Raw genomic sequence first — 17307 nt, 5'->3', positions numbered from 1 at the left:
ATGGACGGCTGGACCGGATTTCTTCAGCTTGCAGTTCGGCAGAAACTAGGGAGAACGGTTGCCGCAGAGGTCTATAACCGAGGAGCCTTAAAGGTTTCCCCGCCCGTCTATCTTGGCGATCCCCATCAGCCTTGCTTCTATTTAATGAATCCCGGCGGCGGCTATGTCAGCGGGGACCGCTACCGGATTGAAATTCAAGTCGGAGAGCAGGCGCAGATGCTACTCACCACCCAATCCTCCACCAAAATTTATAAAATGGTCGCCTCTCCGGCGTTTCAAGAAACGACCATCGTTCTCGAGAAGGATAGCTATCTGGAGTATATGCCGGATCCCATCATCGCTTATCAGAACGCGCAGTATCGACAACATACCCTCATCCGGATGAAACGCGGCTCAGCACTGCTTTACAGCGATATCGTCACGCCCGGATGGTCTATCGACGGCAGCTTGTTTCGGTACAACGGACTGCAGTTGAAGACGATCGTCTATTTCGAGGAGGAACTGGTCGTGCTCGACCATCTCCAACTGCGGCCCGATGCGCATGAAGTGAGGGGATTGGGGCTTCTTGAAGGATACACCCATTTCGGTTCGATGCTGGTCGTCGGAGAAAAAGCTACCTCCGATTTCATTGAGCTTGTAAGCGATAGGCTCGACACCTACTCCGGTTGTTGCCGGATCGGCGTGTCCGCGTTAGTCCTCCCCGGATTCACCGTAAGGGTGCTTGCCTCTTCGACTCAACAAATCGAGGCTGTATTCGAAACATGCCAGCGTTTCGTCCGGGAGCATTGGTTCGGTAAAAATCCGATCTCGTTTCGAAAGTATTAGCCGCTTCGGGACAAGCCCCTCCGGCTTTACTCCAACTCGGCCCAAGGCTGCCGCACCGAGACTACCGTCTCTCCGGATCTAATGGCCTGCTCGATCAGCATTCCGATATAGTGATCCTGAGACGCTTCCGGAAGACCATAGAAGTCGGGGCCGCCTGCCGCATATGCCGCCATCTTCTTCAAGCAGGCGGCAATCGCGATTTCATCGTCATACAATCTTCCAGGCATGAAAGGATTTTCGTATACCCACTGCTCCCCCGCCATAATTCCTTTAAGGAAGTAACCCTCCGCATTCTCGTATTCGCCTTTATTGATACGCTTGAATTCCATTTGGACCTGCGTGCAGTCAGGGTCTTGTATGCTGATCCGATTATCGAATATTTCTCCACGCTCTCCCCTAATGCTTAAATGGTTTGAACGAGTCCATGAACGATGCTGGTCCTTGGTGAAATCGTAAATCCCAAGCTTACCGCCAAAATCCAACCAAGCGATATCCCTCTCCGATCGAATGATTTTATCTTCCGTCGGCGGACCGCTTCGGTTAGGACCTGCCACCCAATCGGATTCGAATCTCATGCCTCTAATGCTTACGTCCTCGAACCGAACCCCCAGCATTTTCCGAATTAGACTAACGGCGTGATAAAAATGGGATATGGATACGGTCATTTGATTCACGTTGCCTAGCCGACCCGACTTAACGAACGTTTCGCGGGCTTCTTGTATCGGATGAAACTGGTATTGTTCGGCGATTTGAATTCGCGCGCCTCGACGGGTAAGCCTTTCGTGAAGCTGCAGCAGACCGTCCAGATCAGGGGCGGGAGGCGTTTCCGCCAGTACGGGAATTCCTCGTTCCGTCAGCTCCAGCATATAATCCATTGCCGAAGATGGGTCGACGGATAGAACGACGAAATCCGGCTGCTCCTTCAGCAACAGCTGATCTAACGTCCGGTACGTAGCCACACGCCACAAGTCTTCCATGGCTCTGCCTTTCGATTCGTCACGGACAACCATTCCGTGAATACGAAATTGCTCCGGAAGAGCTTGGGCAATCCTCAGAAAATATTGCGCGCGAAATCCTCCACCGCCTATCATGCTAAAAGCTATCGGTTTCCCCATGAAATTACACCGCCTTTTTCTATCGTATCCCCAGATTATACACTAACCATTTGCATGCAGAAGAGCTTCTCCGGCTTGACGAAGCGGAGAAGCTCTTTGAAGGCTCTTCTATCGTTACTTAACTGTGGTTGATGCCACTGCGACTCCGGTTTCTTCTTCCTTGGCTTGCCCCGTGCGTTTGATGAAGAAAGAAAGAAGCAGACCGACGATGCCGATTCCGATAATGACGAGGTACGCATCATTAATCCCTTGAATCGTCGCCTCCGTGATCATATGCTCTTTCGTCCCAGAGCCGCCTGCTGCGATCGTATTCTGAAGATGCGTTTTGGTACTGCTCGTCATCACCGTGATAAGCAAGGAGGTACCGATCGCGCCGGCCACCTGCTTGATGGTGTTGGAGATGGCCGTACCATGCGCATTAAGTCTTGCGGGTAATTGGTTCAGACCCGCCGTCGTAATCGGCATCAGGAACATGGCCATCCCGAACCGGCGTCCCGTGGACATCAGAACCAAATACGTATAACTGGTGGAATCCGTCAGATTAACGAAGCCGATCGTCGTTAAGATCGTAATAACCATACCGATAATGGACAGCCACTTCGCTCCGAACTTATCGAATAGTCTTCCCGTGATCGGCATCATAATTCCCATCAGAAGCGCGCCGGGGAGCATCAGAAGTCCGGATTCCATTGCCGTGTATCCGCGCGCGTTTTGTAAATACAACGGAAGCAGCATCATATCCGCATACATGACCATCGTAACCGCAATATTAATAACGGTCGTCAGGGAGAACATGCCGTATTTGAATGCCCTGAGATCAAGCAGCGGGCTCTTGGAGACCAACTGCCGCCATGTGAACAGGATTAGGGAGACAATGCCTACGGATATCGTTGAGATAACTTCCACGCTTGACCAGCCCTTGGTACCGGCACTGCTGAATCCATATAGAATAGCGCCGAACCCGATGGTCGAAAGAACGACGCCCCCAATGTCAATCTTGGGATAACTGCGTTCGGCTACGTTTTTCAAATAAATAAAGGCAATCGCAATAACGATAACGACGAACGGAATCATTCCATAGAACATCGTACGCCAAGAGTAGTGTTCCATGACGTAACCGGCGAGCGTAGGCCCGATAGCGGGAGCGAAAATAATGGCGAAACCGACCATTCCCATCGCGGCTCCTCGCTTGTCGGGAGGGAACACCGTCAGGATTACAGTCATTAACAGCGGCATAATAATACCCGCTCCGGCTGCTTGAATCAAGCGGCCAACCAGCAATAAGTCGAAGCTATGCGCCAAAGCCGAGACAATGGTTCCAGCCAGAAAAATAATCATGGAAGCCTGAAAAAGCTCCCTGGTCGTAAATCGCTGCATTAGGAATGCGGTGATCGGAATTAGAACCCCGTTTACCAGCATATACCCGGTCGTCAACCATTGGGCCGTAGATGCTGCGATATTGAAATCGACCATAAGCTCCGGTGTCGCGACGCTCATGATCGTCTGATTCAGGACGGCGATGAACGCCCCCAGAATCATAACGAACAGCAGGGGGCCTTTCTTAATCGAACTGCTGTCAAAGGCTGAATGATTACCCATTATGCTCAATCCTTTCAAATTTAACATAGAGCTAATAAACACTTTGTTGTATAATAGACTCAATGTAAAATTATAATCAGCTCTTTTGGGATTCACAAGCAACACATTCCCGTAAAATGTTTATTAGTTTACGTTTAAACGGCATTCTGTAGTCTGGTGGAAAGATAATTTACAAAGCGTATAAAATTGTCGCATAGATCATGATGGGGAAAGGAAATGAGAGCCATGTCAACAACGTCGCCGCATACGGATCCGCGTATCCTTCGTACGCGCCAATTGATTCGAGATGCATTCGTCGATTTGCTTCAGGAGATCGAATTCGAGAAATTAACCGTGAATCGCATTGCGGAACGCGCTACGATTAATCGTGTCACCTTCTATCTTCATTACCGGGATATTCCGGATATGTTGGAGAGAATGGCGGATGACATGATCGATGAAATACAAGCGATCTTGAAGGATGTGCCGAATCAGCCCCCCGTAGACAGGGATTGGTCCATATTGGTCAAACTGCTTGAACATATCGCGGCGAATTCGAAATTTTACAAGGTTCTGCTCGCTTCCAAACGCGTGCCGATTTTCACCGATCGCCTTAGGAAGCTATTCGTTGAGATGATCACCAGCAGAGCCGAGAAGCGAGACGCTTCCTTACCCGCCCAGGCTGTGAACGTTCCGATAGATATCGTAATCTGGTACGGCTCCTCCGCCTTCATCGGTACGATTGTCTGCTGGCTCCGCGACGATATGCCCTACACGCCGCTTTATCTCGCCAAGCAGCTTTCTATCCTGTTCCGTATGCATCAAAATGCGACCAGCCCATAAATCCTGAGTAGTCGCGAGGGGGATATTGAAAGGGAGAAGCTACACTCCTCCCTTTTACTGTTCATCTTGCTTATTCTTTTTATCTTTTTTATCTTTTTGTTTGTCTTTTTTATCTTTTTTTTCTTTTTCCTTCTTGTCTTTCTTATCCTTTTTATCGTTCTGCTTCTTCTCTTTCTTATCTTCTTTACCGTTATTCCCCTTATCCAGTTTCCCGGTCGCGGGAAGCTTAAACTCGGATACCGGAACACCCTTCAAAGCCAAAGACATCATCTCTTTGAAGATTAAAGCCGGATATTGCCCACCCGATGTCGTTAGATAATGCTTACTGTCCGTATTGTCGTAGCCTAGCCACACAGCCCCTACCAGTTCCGGCGTATAACCGACAAACCAAGCGTCCTTGGCACCGCCGGTAATCCCTGCGAACTGTTTGTTCTGCGGAAGCTGCGTCGTCCCCGTCTTTCCCGCTACCGGACGATCCATTGCCGCATTTTTGCCCGTTCCCTCCCGGACAACGTCGCGCAACAGCTCTGTCATCGCATGCGCATTCTCCGGTGACATAATCGAATTCGATTGAAAATCGGCTTCAGCCAGCACCCGTCCATCCGCCGTAGTGATTTTGGTGATCGTATGCGCCTGAACCTCTGCCCCCAGATTAGGAAACACGCTGTAGCCTTGTGCCATTTGAAGCGGAGATAACCCTTGTGACAGTCCGCCCAATGCCGAACTTAGATTATTATCTTCTTCCGCAAGAGGAATTCCGAGCTTCTCAACGAACGTCTTTCCCGTTTCCAGCCCAATTTCGTTAAGTAACCAAACCGCTGGAATATTCCTCGAATGAATAACCGCATCCCGAAGCGATACTTGCCCCAAAGTTCGGTGATCCGAATTTTCCGGCTTATAACCCTTAATGTCTAACGGACCGTCGTACAGCATCGATTTCGCATCGTATCCCTTTTCGAGAGCAGGGGCGTAGACCATCAGCGGTTTGAATGCGGAACCGGGTTGTCTTACCAATTGCGTGGCGTGGTTAAAACCCCTAAATACATGTTCGCCCCGTTGCCCCACGATTCCGCGAACTCCTCCGGTTGACGGGTCCAGGATAACGGCTCCGCTCTGCACGAGCTGATCGGGTGCGCTAATTGGAAACAGGGAATCGTTACGGTACGTTTCTTCCATCGCGTTCTGAACGGCCGGATCCAGCTCCGTATAGATAAGAAGATTTCCCGCTAGCAGTTGGCGCTCCGTAAATCCATATAATTCGATAGCCTCATCGATTACTTCGTCGGTATACGAAGCATATTGGCCTAGCAAGCGGTTTTCCAGCTCCGGGGCCGCTTTCTTGAGTACCTGAATAGGTTCAACTATGGCTTGGCCATACTCCGCTGGCGAAATAAAACCTTCGTCTCGCATTAAGCCGAGCACAAGATTTCGTCGCTCCAACGCGAGCTCCTTGTTCTTAAGCGGAGAATAACGACTGGGAGCTTTCGGCAGCGCGGCCAATAAAGCCCCCTCAGCCAACGTCAAATCCTTCGTATCTTTGCCGAAATAGCGCTTGGCTGCTTTTTGTATTCCCCATTGACCTTCGCCGAAATAAATTTGGTTTAAATACATTTCGAGAATCTGGTCTTTACTATAAGAAGACTCGATCTTAAGGGCATAGGCTGCTTCCGTCAGCTTGCGCGAGAACGTTTTTTTACCGGATAAAAATACGTTCTTGGCCAGCTGCTGGGTAATCGTGCTTCCTCCCTGCGCCGCGCCGCCTTCCTTCACATTCCGGAACACGGCTCGAATGATGCCGAAGGCGTCCACTCCGGTATGCTCGTAAAATCGCTTATCTTCTACCGCGACGATCGCTTGCCGCACATGCATCGGAATTTGGTCGAGCGATACGGACTCGATTTTGACGGAAATGATCTGAGAGCTAGGCTTGCCGTTCTTATCTATCAATTGAGTAGGCGCTAGTATCGGAACGACCAACTTCTCGATATTAAGCGAATTGATCCAATAAGCCCCGATAGCCGCAAGCGACAAAAGCCCCAGTATGGCGCCGATGATCAGGATTCGAAATCTTTTCGGCAATTTGGCGTCTTTGCGAATGTTCCCTGGTTCTTTATGTAAGTTTTGTTCTGTCATATCTGTCCCCCAAGGTGGTATATTGCATCATTAACCCGAAGTAGGTGGTTTTTAACTTTATCATCATGGGGAAAATACGAAATATAGTCAAATGAATATTCTGCCAATGGCGTCGTTTACAGTAGTAAATGAAAGCTAAAAAGGCACCTCGAAAGGTGCCTAATTCGCAGCAGGTATGTATTTTATTGCGACTTCATTTCATACATTCGACGATCTGCGGTATGAAGTAAAGCATCCAATGTTTTGGCGTCGTTCGGGTACACGGAAGTTCCAATGGCAACCGAAACGTCCATATTGATTTCTTCGGATAATTTCTTTAATGCGTTTTTGACTTTATGAATGATTACCTCGCGGATTTTTTCATCCGAATACGGGGAAACGATCAAGAACTCGTCCCCCGCCCAACGGGCGACGATATCCTTATTCGTTGTATTCGATAATAAGATTCTCGAAATAGATTGAAGCACCTTATCTCCCGTTTCGTGACCGTATGTATCATTAATCTTCTTGAAGTTATCTACGTCAATAAGAAACAAAATCATATTTTCATTTCTTCTACCCGTTTTCGCAAGAAGTCCGGGGAATTTCTGGATGACGAATCTCCTGTTATGGATTTCGGTCAAGAGGTCTTTCTCGGAGTAAAATTTGACCTTGTCATATTGGCTACCCAACCACCAACAAATCAATACGGCTAGAATCCCTATCAAGGGCAGCTTTGACATGGGGTAATCGTAATACACATTGCCATAAATCCTGGCTAACGCTATCAAAGCCAAAACAACAATCGTAATGACGATTCGGCCCGTATATTTCACTATCGATCTCCACTTTCCGGCAGTAGCGCAGCCACAGCAAATGCACTTGTTCGCGGAAATAACGGCAAATGCCGTCTTCCAGGTCGAATGAATTTACTGCTTTGATTATAGCATAACGAAAGTTCGGATTTAGCATATATTTCTATCTATTAAATGAAGCATCATTATATAGAAGCGAACCCACTCCGCGTATGGAGTGGGTTCATATATCCTTGTCTAGTCGCTACTGTCCACTCCCGGAATCCGCTTATCCCGTAGCTTCCCGTTCCATTGCGCAACGGCAATGCCCGCCAGGATCAAGACGACGCCGAACCCTTGCAGTCCGGACACCGGCTCGGCGTACACCGCCCAGGCCAGTAGCACGGATATCGGTAGCTGCGCCGATCCCGTCACGGTCGTCAGTCCGGCGCTGATCGACGGCGTGCCGAACATGAGGCATAACGTCGGAACGAACATTCCCATAAGTCCAAGAATGATCGCAAGCGGCCAAAACCCGGTCCAAGAAGCGCCGGCCAGCAGATCGCCGGGAGGATAGAGCAGCATAATCAGGACCAGTCCTCCCGTAGCCATCAAGGGCGCTCTCAGCCACGCGTTTACTTCTACCGCCACTTTGCCGCTCGTGTACAATGACCCGGCGTAAGAGAATGCAGCCCCAAGGCCAAGCCAGATTCCTGTCGAAGAGATATCGGCGAGCTGGCCGCGGAACACGTCGGCGGCGCATAACGCGCCGACAAGGGAGATGGCGATCGAGAGTAACGTTTTGCCGTTCGGCGCGATGCGCCCAAAAATCCATTCGTACGCAACGCCGATCCAGACGAACTGGAACAACATCACGACAGCGATAGAGGCCGGCACGCGTTCGATCGAAGCATTGTACAGCGCGGAGGTCGCCCCGAGCAGCGTTCCGACCGCGAGCAGCTTCAGCACCGCTCGAAGCTTCGGCTTCTGCCACAGCCCCCGCTTCCGCAGGGCTGCCGCCCAGAGAAGCACCGCACCGACGATAAACTGAACGCCGTTGACTTGGCCGACATGCAATCCATGCGCGAGTCCCAACTTCGTTAAGGTCGCCAACGTCCCGTAACACAAGGCGGCGGTCAAGATGAGACCGACCGCGTATTTGGGTGCCACCGTTATCCCCTCCTTCTCTCCGTTCCTATCATGCACAAAAGCAGGGTTGCCGCCGCCAACTAGCGGAGGGAACCCTGCCTTGTCGTCCTTAAGCCGTGCAGACTACCCGTCCAGTCCGTTCCTTGGCAGGTCGGTCGGCAGCGCCGCCGGTTGCTCGCACACGCTCTCTACGTTATAGTGCGCGCCTCGCTCCGACGATAGATGGAAGCCGTGCATCAGCTCCAGCACATGGTAAGCCATGGCGCCGTTCGCGCGATGCGCTCTCCCGTTCCGGATCGCGTACGCCATATCCATCAGGCCAAGCCCGCGGCTGTTGTCCGTGAAGCCGTGCGTCAGCGGGATTTCCGTGAACTCGGTTTGATTGTGTCGTTTCACGTATACCGGGCCATCGAACGTATTCGGATCCGGAACGATTAAAGTGCCGGTCGAGCCGTAAATCTCCATATGCGGCAGCTTCGAGCCCCAGACGTCTACGCTTGTAATGATCGTTCCCACGGCGCCATTCTCGAAGTCGAGCGTACCGGCGATGTGGGTCGGCACTTCCACCGGGATTTTTTTGCCGTAATCGAGGTCGTTCGTAATCGTCCTTTCCGGATAGGTCCGCTGCGCCGACCCCGAAACGCGGCGTACCGGTCCGATCAGGTTGATCAAGGCGGTCAAATAATACGGTCCCATGTCGAACATCGGCCCCGCTCCTACTTGATACAGGAAACCCGGATTCGGATGCCAGCTTTCCGGCCCCGAGCCCATCATGAACGCGGTGGCGGCGATCGGCTTGCCGATCCAGCCGTCTTCGATCAGCTTCCGGCACGTTTGGATGCCGCCGCCGAGGAACGTGTCCGGCGCGGAACCGACGAGCAGGCCTTTCTCTTCGGCCAGAGCCAGAATGCGCTGCCCGTCTTCCATCGTGACCGCCAGCGGCTTCTCTCCGTACGTGTGCTTGCCCGCTTCAAGCGCCCGAAGATGAATCTCCGCGTGAGCATGCGGAATCGTCAGATTAACGACGATTTCGATGTCCGGGTCGGCCAGCAGCTCATCTACCGTACACGCCTTCGGAACGCCGTATTTCTCCGCGGTCGACTTCGCACGATCGAAGTCCAAGTCGGCGCATGCGACGATATCGAGAATGTCGAACTTGCTCCCCGCCTCGAAATAAATCGAGCTAATATTACCGCAACCGATAATGCCTATTTTCACTTTTTTCATATCTATGCCTCCTCCGATCCTATCAAGCTCCAAATAGCTTCGAGATGTTCCGGTAACTGATTTCAACGCTTTCCAGCTGGTTGCGGGACGTCAAATCCTGCTCGACGAATATATATTTGGCCGCGCCGATCTCGCGAACCGTGCGGATGATCCCCGCGATATCGAGCGTGCCCTCGCCCACTTCCGAGAACTGGTCGGCTTGCTGCAGCTCCAGGAATCGTTCGAATGTAATATCCGCGTCTTCGCCGGTCACTTCCAGCAAGTTGGCCGGTATGGCCGTTGCCGGCAAATCCTTCTGATGAACGAGATCGCAGCGGTCGCCCAGCTTCTTCAAGTAAGCGATCGGATCGACGCCGCCCCGGACGGCCCAGTACGTATCGAATTCGATTTTGACCAAGTCCTTATCCGTATTGTTCAGGATGATGTCCAGCACGTATTCGCCATCGAATTTCTGAAACTCTTGGAAGTGGTTATGATAGTAGAAGTCCAGTCCGCCTTTTTTGTAGGCTTCTCCATGACGGTTCAACAACTCGCAGCATTCCAGCACTTCGCGCTTGTTCTTGAAGAAGGCGATGCCGAGCCCGATAGCCGTACTGCCGAGCTCCTTATTGTAAGCGATGATTTCCTCGTAACGGTCCAGCGGATGGATATGGCTCGATACTACCTTCATGCCGAGCGCGTCCAATCGTTTTCGAAGCTCGGTTGCGTTCGGCTCCAAGCCCGAATCCGCGTTATGGTTGGCGATTTCCAAATGGCGATAGCCGATGGCGGCCAGCTTCTCCAGCGTTCCCCAATAATCTTTCTGCAGCTCGTCCCGTACGGAATAAAGTTGTAATCCAAATTGTAAGTTCATCGATATACCTCCTGTTTTGTAATGAATCCTTATCTCGACTTCATCTTGTCCCAAGCCGATTGGAACTCGCCCAACATCTGAACCGCGTTAATTTTGCCCACGATGTATTTCTGCATCGACGAACCGAATTCCGGTGCCGCACCGTCCGGATATTTCGCCCAATGCCAACCGAGAACTTTGCCTTCCTCGATATATTTCAGCACATCCGCGCCGATGCTACCGAGATCCGCCGGGTCCGTCTTGATATTCGTGAACGCCGGAATGAATTTGAATTCCTTGGTCAAGTATTTCTGGCCGGTTTCCGAGGAGACGAGCCAGTTCAGAAATTCTTTCGCTTCCTTCTTCACCGGGGAGTCTTTGTAAACGACCCAGTTGTTGGACGGCCCGACGAACAGCTTATCGTTTAACGCCGGATCATCGTTGATCGGCATCGGCAGAATGCCGACGTTCATGCCGGGGTTCAACTTGTCCAACACGGGCTGAAGCCAGTTGCCGCTTTGGTTCATCGCTCCCTTGCCGGTGGCGAATAAGGTGGATGCGGTATTATAGTCCGTTGTAAGGGCGTTTTTGTTGCCGTATTTGATCGCGACGTCGAACAGATGCGTCCAGTCTTTGAAAATCACGTTGTCGCTTATCTTCGCCGTACCGTCGTTCAAGCCTTTGATGAAGGCGTTCGGATCGGGTTGCTTCGCAAACGCGTTATTCAAGTTGTGGAAGCCAAGGCCGAACCACGTATCGTACGTGTTGACGAACGGCTGAATGCCCGCCGCTTGGAGCTTCTCCGCAACCGCCTCCAATTGCGACAGCGTCTTCGGCAGCTCGGTAATGCCCGCCTGCTCGAACAAGTCTTTGTTGTACAAGAAGCCGAGACCTTCAAGTCCGACCGGCATGCCATACACTTTGCCGTCTCTTGTCGTCGGTTCTTTCGCAAGGTCGATCTCGTTCTGCACCCAGGGCTGGTCGGACAAGTCTTCGAGATATTCAAGCCATGCATCCATCTGGTTATAGCCTTCGTTGTTGAATATATCCGGCATTTCGCCAGAGGCGAAACGCGCTTTTAATTGCGTGTTGTAATCGTCTCCGCCCAAGACGGTATCGACTTGAAGCTTAACGCCGGGATGGGTTTTTTCGTATTCGTCTTTCAGCCTGTTGAACTGCTCGGCAACCTCGACCTTGAAGTTCATGATTTTGATCGTTACTTCTTTGCCCGCCGGCTGATCTCCGCTTGCCTCCGTACCGCTTCCCGCCTTTTCGTTGCCACCGCAGCCCGCGAGTAAGGAGCCTGCCAACGTTACCGTGCTAATTGTCGTTAGCCATTTTTTCATTGTGCCTTGCCTCCCCTGTGTCGTCTGTTTCGTTACAAGCCCATTGTAGTTCAGCCGTTCCCCGCTCCAACACTCATCGCATTGACTGTTTAGGTGGACAAATTTGCTCTGGGGGTCCGATTCGTCGGTCGGCTACCCTTTCACGGCGCCTGCGGTAATGCCTTGAATGACGTGCTTTTGCAGCGCGAGGAAGAAAGCCAGAATCGGCACAATGCCCATGACCAGTGCCGCAAGCGCCAGATCCCATTGCTTCAAGTATTGCCCGAACAGCGAATTCGTGGCGAGCTGGATCGTTTGCAGCTCCGGCTTCTGCAGGATCAACAGAGGGAGCAAGAAATCGTTCCACATCCACAAGCTTTGCAATACGATCACGGTAACCGTCATCGGCTTCAGCAGCGGGAAGACGATTCTCCAGAAGATGCCGTACGGGTTGCAGCCGTCCATGACGGCCGCTTCTTCCACCTCAAGCGGGATCGATTTCATAAAGCCATGATAGAGGAAGATCGAGAAAGAAGCGCCAAGACCCGTGTAACACAAGATAATGCCCGGAATGCTGTTCAGGATGTGCAACCAATTGCCGACTTTGACTAGCGGAATCATAACCGCCTGGAACGGAACGACCATTGCCGCTACGAACAAAGGAAACAACAATCGGTTGATCCGCGTCGGATGGCGCAGCAGGCGGTAAGCCGCCATAGAAGAGACAACGATTATGCATAGGTCGCTAAATACGGTAATCAGCAGCGAATTGCGCAAGGCCCGCGGGAAATTCAATACTTCCCATGCCCGTTCGTAATTGCTCCAATCTAAGCTTTTTGGCAAGCCGGACGTGTCCGACAACAGCTCGGCGAACCCTTTGAACGAGTTGGCGAGAACGAAATAAAAAGGAGCAAGGAACAGAAGCGCCAGCAGCAGGACGACGATCTCTACCGAAAACCACTTCATGCCGTACGTTCGCTCTTTCATTACATTTCCACCTCCTTCTTCTTCGTCATCGAGAGTTGGATCATCGTGATGACGGTAACGACGACGAAGAAAATGACCGCTTTGGCCGTGCCGAGCCCGTACCGGTTACTCTTGAACGCTTCGTAGTAAATGTTCATGGCCACCGATTCGGTCGACTTATACGGCCCGCCCTGCGTCAACGAGAAGTTCAGGTCAAACGACTTGAACGCCCAAGATATGCTGAGGAACAAGCAAATCGTCACCGCCGGCATAATTAGCGGAAGCACGATATGACGCAACGTCTGCATCCCCGTCGCCCCGTCAATCGAGGCCGCCTCCAGCATGTCGCTCGGGACGTTCGTCAACCCGGCGATGTAGATAACCATAAGGTACCCCGCTCCCTGCCACACGCTGACAATGACAAGAGCCCAGAAAGCCGTGGCCTCCGTTCCAAGCCAGGATAAGTTAAAAAAACCGATGTCGGTCGCTTGTCCGATGGCGGAAAAGCTCCGGGTGAAGATAAACTGCCAGATGAACCCTAACAGCAATCCGCCAAGCACGTTCGGCATGAAAAAGACCGTGCGAAGCATATTTCGCGTCTTCAGCGGCTTGGACAAGACATAGGCGATAGCAAAGCCGATCGCATTGCTGATGATTACGACACTGACGGTAAACCGAGCCGTGAACCAGAAGGATCGGCCGAAGCCGGGATCGTCCGTAAAAATCGTTTTGTAGTTTTTCAATCCGACCCAATCGATATGGCTGGATACGCCGTTCCAGTCGGAGAACGAATAATAGATGCCCAACAGCAGCGGTAAGACCATGATGGCGGCATACACCAACAGCGCGGGACCTACGAACACCGATTGCTGCATCGTCTGCGAGGTCAACCATCTTCTCATAACAGGCTCCTCCTATCTAAGATGTGAAGTACCTTCATTGTATAAAGGGCATGAAACGTTTCCCACTCCCTAATTTGAGAAGATAGGTGGACGATTTTGACCCGGCGGTGATAGACTGAAAGCGCTGACAGGACATTACATCCAGAGAAAGGCGGAATCGGCATGCGGTTGCTGATGACAAGCGTACGCTACAAACTGATCGCGCTGATGTTGATCTCCATCGTGATTCCGATCGTCGTATCGATTATCGTCACCCACGAGTATACGAAAGAATCCGTTAAGAAACGGTCGATCGTCGAGAACACCCGGCTACTGTCCGAGGGTCAAACGAACATATCCAACTTCCTGAGCGTCGTGAACAACGCTTCGTTGATTTTGTATTCGAACAAGGCGCTCGACAATATTTTGCTGAACGGCGTCGCCGACAACAACGACCTATCCTACGTGTATACGGCACTCCAACTCGTATCCAAATCAACCAACAACATATATCAGGTCTATTTGCACCTCGACCAAGGGCAAAGTAACAGCTTTTTGATGTACTCGGATAATTTCGCCTATGGACAAGCCCCTTCTCCGCTAGATGTAACGGGTATCGCCCCCTATGCCGCCAAGACGGTACCGACGCATTGGAGCGACAGCTACGGGGTTCAACAGATTCGGCCGAATACGCCGGAGCTTGTGTTCTCGATCTATCGCCCGTTATACAAAGTTCCGACGCAGGAGCGAATCGGCCTGCTCGCCATCGACGTCCAAGTGGATGCGCTGCGAAAGTTAAGCGCGCAGCTATACGATCCGGCGCACGAGGATTTATACATTGTCGACGGAGATGGCTCGATCATCTATGCCTCGAACGAATTGGAAATCGGCCAACATCCGGATCAAGCCTGGATCGACGGCATCGTCACGGGTACCGCCGTTTCGGGCAGCATGGAGAAGGCCGAATCCGGCTACGACGGCATTATTCTGTACGATAAAATTCAACTTCCCTACTTGGACTGGACGATCGTGAAGCGTATTCCCTCCCCGTACTTGTACTTGCAGGCAAGCAAGCTGACGATGATCAATACCGCGGTTGCCGTGCTCTGCCTGTCGGTAGCGACAGCTGCCGTCCTGATCGTCTCGATCCGGTTTACGAATCCGATCAAGCAACTAATTCGCAGCATCAACAAGATCCAGTCCGGCCAATTGGACGAGCCGATCGACATCGTTCGCAACGATGAATTCGGAATTTTGGCCAAGCGGTTCCGCACGATGATGGGGACGATCAACGATTTGATTTTCCGGGAATACAAGCTGAACTTAGCCAATAAGACCACTCAGCTTAAGATGCTGCAAGCGCAGATTAATCCGCATTTCATCAACAACGCGTTGCAGTCCATCGGCGCCTCCGCTTTGGACAACGACGCTCCCGAGGTTTACGGGCTCGTCTCCTCGCTTGGGCAGATGATGCATTACAGCATGAATACGAAGCAAACGATCGTCCCTCTGTCGCAGGAGCTCGACTACGTTAACCATTATTTACTGCTGCAGCAACAACGGTTCGAGGAGAAGCTGAAGATCGAATACGCGCTCGAGGAAGGTGCGGGATCGGTTCAGATTCCGAAAATGATCATTCAGCCGCTCGTCGAAAATTATTTCAAGCATGGCTTCCATAAGTCGCACAACACCGGCTTGCTGCGGATCGCAACCCAAACCGAGAGCGGCAAGCTGCGCATCGTCGTCGAGGACAACGGCGTCGGCATGACCGAGGCCAGGCTCGCCGCCGTCCAGTGCGATTTGTCCGACGTTCGCCAGGAGTCCGCGGAGAGCGGCGACCACATCGGCCTCATGAACGTCATGTACCGACTTCATTTGTACTACGGAGATCAAGCCGTGCTGGAGCTTGAACGAAACATACCGCGCGGACTCAAAATCACGATGATTGTGCCCATTCTACATCAAGAGGAGACTACGCCATGAAAGCCATAATCGTCGATGATGAAAAACACGTCCGCAAAACCGTGCTGAGGCTTGTCGATTGGGAAGCGTTAGGGTTCCAGACGGTGCTGGAAGCGGAAGACGGAGCCGAGGCCGTGACGCTCATCCAGGAGCACCGGCCTCAGTTGGTCATTACCGATATCATGATGCCGGTCAAATCGGGCATCGAGCTTATGGAATGGATGGAAGCCGAGGCGGTCGATTGCAAGAAAATCGTCATCAGCGGCTTCAATGACTTCGAATTCGTCCGTCATACGGTCAAATTCGGAGGAATCGACTACTTGCTGAAGCCGATCGACCGCAAGCAACTGCACGAAGCCGTCAACAAAGCCGTGATCAGTTGGAATGAAACGAAACGGGAACGGCTTCAATATCACGAGAAGAACAAAGAAGTGAACGAGCTCAAGCCGATGTATCGGGACAAGATGCTATCGCGGCTGCTAACGGACGCTGCGGCAGGCAATGCGCCCGTCCCGGGGGAATCGTACTTGCGCGAATTTCCGCAGCTGACGGACGTTAGCTCCTGCCAGGTCGCTCTGATCGATCTGAATACGCTGCATCAGTCGATTCTCGACAAGTACGTCTCCAGCCTCGATTTGCTGTTCTTCACCTTGCTCAATATATGCAACGATTTCGTGCATTCCGCAGGGCGGGGCATCGCCTTCCGCAATTGGAACCGGCCGTTCGAGATCGTGCTGCTGCTCTGGGCCGAGCCTGAATCGGCGACGCCGGACCTGCTGCGCAAAATCGCGGACGGCATCGATCGGACGCTGCGAGGCTCCGTCGAATTCGGCCTGAGCCCCGCCGGTTTGTTCCCCGGCGAGCTTCACAAGACATATACCGAGGCGTTCGACGCGCTGAATAAGCGTAACCTCCTCGACTCCGGCGTGCGCATCCATGAATTCCGCCCGTCGTCGGCGCGGATCGGCACCGTGCGCTTCGGCAAGTCGGAGGAGAAAATTCGACTCGCCGTCCGTAGCGGCAATCCCGAGCAAATTCGAATGGCACTGGCCGAATGGTTTACGGTCATCGGCGCGATGAATCATATTTCGATGGAACAGATGAAGATGTGGTGGGATGAGTACAATGCGGCAAGGGCCGGTTGGGTCGAGGAGTTTTTCCGCGAATACGACAGTAAGCAGCAACTGCTTGTCGAGAACAGTCCTTTCATCGTCCCGCTGGACGAATCCGGCAGGCTTTCTCTGCCCGCCTTGCAGGAGATTCTGGCGAACAGCCTGATCGAGTTGTCGAAAATTTTCATCACGATGCAAACGCAAACGTTCAACGGCAGCCCGATGCGAGAGATCGCCCGTTATATCGAGGCGCATTATACCCAAGACATTACGTTGCAGGACATATCGGCGCGCTTTCATCTGAATCGGGAATATATTTCCCGCAAATTCAAAAACGATTTCCAGGAAACGCTCATCGACTACGTCAATCGCATCCGGGTGGAGAAAGCGCAAATGCTGCTCCTGAACCCGCATCTGCGGATGGCGCAGATCGCCCAAATGATCGGCTATCACGACGAGAAATATTTCAGCCGCGTCTTCAAGAAGCAGACGCAAATGACGCCCAACGATTTCCGCAAGCGCATGGCGGTGAAGGAAGACGGATCGTCGACGGTTCAGTGACGCATGGTGCGATATAAGCTACGTA

Annotated in this window: 14 protein-coding genes; 4 read left to right on the top strand and 10 right to left on the bottom strand. The window is 52.0% G+C overall.

Translation table 11 applies throughout. From position 1 onward, the window contains the following. Nucleotides 1-825, top strand: a complete 825-nt coding sequence (locus D7Z26_RS17195; protein ID WP_120978222.1) for an urease accessory protein UreD — start codon at nucleotides 1-3, stop codon at nucleotides 823-825. Nucleotides 826-851: 26 nt separating this feature from the next. Here D7Z26_RS17195 and D7Z26_RS17190 read toward each other — a convergent pair whose 3' ends face one another. Then, nucleotides 852-1940: a Gfo/Idh/MocA family protein gene (locus D7Z26_RS17190; RefSeq protein ID WP_120978221.1), complete on the bottom strand. Its 1089-nt coding sequence runs from the start codon at nucleotides 1938-1940 to the stop codon at nucleotides 852-854. Nucleotides 1941-2054: 114 nt separating this feature from the next. Next, nucleotides 2055-3539: a DHA2 family efflux MFS transporter permease subunit gene (locus tag D7Z26_RS17185; protein WP_120978220.1), complete on the bottom strand. Its 1485-nt coding sequence runs from the start codon at nucleotides 3537-3539 to the stop codon at nucleotides 2055-2057. Nucleotides 3540-3764: 225 nt separating this feature from the next. On the opposite strand from D7Z26_RS17185, the gene D7Z26_RS17180 reads away from it, so the two are divergent. Then, nucleotides 3765-4361 carry a TetR/AcrR family transcriptional regulator gene (locus D7Z26_RS17180; RefSeq protein ID WP_120978219.1) on the top strand — a complete coding sequence of 199 codons (597 nt, stop codon included), beginning with the start codon at nucleotides 3765-3767 and terminating at the stop codon, nucleotides 4359-4361. A gap of 54 nt (nucleotides 4362-4415) precedes the next feature. Here D7Z26_RS17180 and D7Z26_RS17175 read toward each other — a convergent pair whose 3' ends face one another. From D7Z26_RS17175 to D7Z26_RS17140, 8 genes are all read right to left on the bottom strand, one after another. Next, entirely contained in the window at nucleotides 4416-6494 is a 2079-nt protein-coding gene (locus D7Z26_RS17175; protein ID WP_120978218.1) for a transglycosylase domain-containing protein, read from the bottom strand. Nucleotides 6495-6676: 182 nt separating this feature from the next. Next, complete coding sequence (locus D7Z26_RS17170; RefSeq protein ID WP_120978217.1) at nucleotides 6677-7309, bottom strand: GGDEF domain-containing protein; 633 nt, start codon at nucleotides 7307-7309, stop codon at nucleotides 6677-6679. A gap of 216 nt (nucleotides 7310-7525) precedes the next feature. Then, complete coding sequence (locus D7Z26_RS17165; RefSeq protein ID WP_158602360.1) at nucleotides 7526-8437, bottom strand: DMT family transporter; 912 nt, start codon at nucleotides 8435-8437, stop codon at nucleotides 7526-7528. A 102-nt stretch (nucleotides 8438-8539) separates the two neighbouring features. After that, nucleotides 8540-9643, bottom strand: coding sequence for a Gfo/Idh/MocA family protein (locus D7Z26_RS17160; RefSeq protein WP_120978215.1), 1104 nt, complete (start codon nucleotides 9641-9643; stop codon nucleotides 8540-8542). Nucleotides 9644-9665: 22 nt separating this feature from the next. Next, nucleotides 9666-10496 (bottom strand): sugar phosphate isomerase/epimerase family protein, encoded by an 831-nt coding sequence (locus tag D7Z26_RS17155; protein ID WP_120978214.1) that lies wholly within the window; start codon nucleotides 10494-10496, stop codon nucleotides 9666-9668. A 29-nt stretch (nucleotides 10497-10525) separates the two neighbouring features. Beyond that, nucleotides 10526-11821, bottom strand: coding sequence for an ABC transporter substrate-binding protein (locus D7Z26_RS17150; RefSeq protein WP_120978213.1), 1296 nt, complete (start codon nucleotides 11819-11821; stop codon nucleotides 10526-10528). Nucleotides 11822-11953: 132 nt separating this feature from the next. Continuing rightward, nucleotides 11954-12787, bottom strand: a complete 834-nt coding sequence (locus D7Z26_RS17145) for a carbohydrate ABC transporter permease (RefSeq protein ID WP_120978212.1) — start codon at nucleotides 12785-12787, stop codon at nucleotides 11954-11956. Further along, nucleotides 12787-13668: a carbohydrate ABC transporter permease gene (locus tag D7Z26_RS17140; protein ID WP_120978211.1), complete on the bottom strand. Its 882-nt coding sequence runs from the start codon at nucleotides 13666-13668 to the stop codon at nucleotides 12787-12789. Before D7Z26_RS17140 ends, D7Z26_RS17145 begins: the two co-directional genes overlap by 1 nt. Before the next feature lie 162 nt (nucleotides 13669-13830). On the opposite strand from D7Z26_RS17140, the gene D7Z26_RS17135 reads away from it, so the two are divergent. Next, nucleotides 13831-15630: a sensor histidine kinase gene (locus D7Z26_RS17135; RefSeq protein WP_120978210.1), complete on the top strand. Its 1800-nt coding sequence runs from the start codon at nucleotides 13831-13833 to the stop codon at nucleotides 15628-15630. After that, nucleotides 15627-17282, top strand: coding sequence for a response regulator transcription factor (locus D7Z26_RS17130; RefSeq protein ID WP_120978209.1), 1656 nt, complete (start codon nucleotides 15627-15629; stop codon nucleotides 17280-17282). The genes D7Z26_RS17135 and D7Z26_RS17130 overlap by 4 nt, the downstream gene beginning before the upstream one ends. Nucleotides 17283-17307 lie beyond the last annotated feature (25 nt).

Origin of the sequence: Cohnella endophytica, from assembly GCF_003628305.1 — a bacterium.
GTDB classification, from domain to species: domain Bacteria; phylum Bacillota; class Bacilli; order Paenibacillales; family Paenibacillaceae; genus Cohnella; species Cohnella endophytica.
This window is presented reverse-complemented; position numbering and strand designations above follow the sequence as displayed.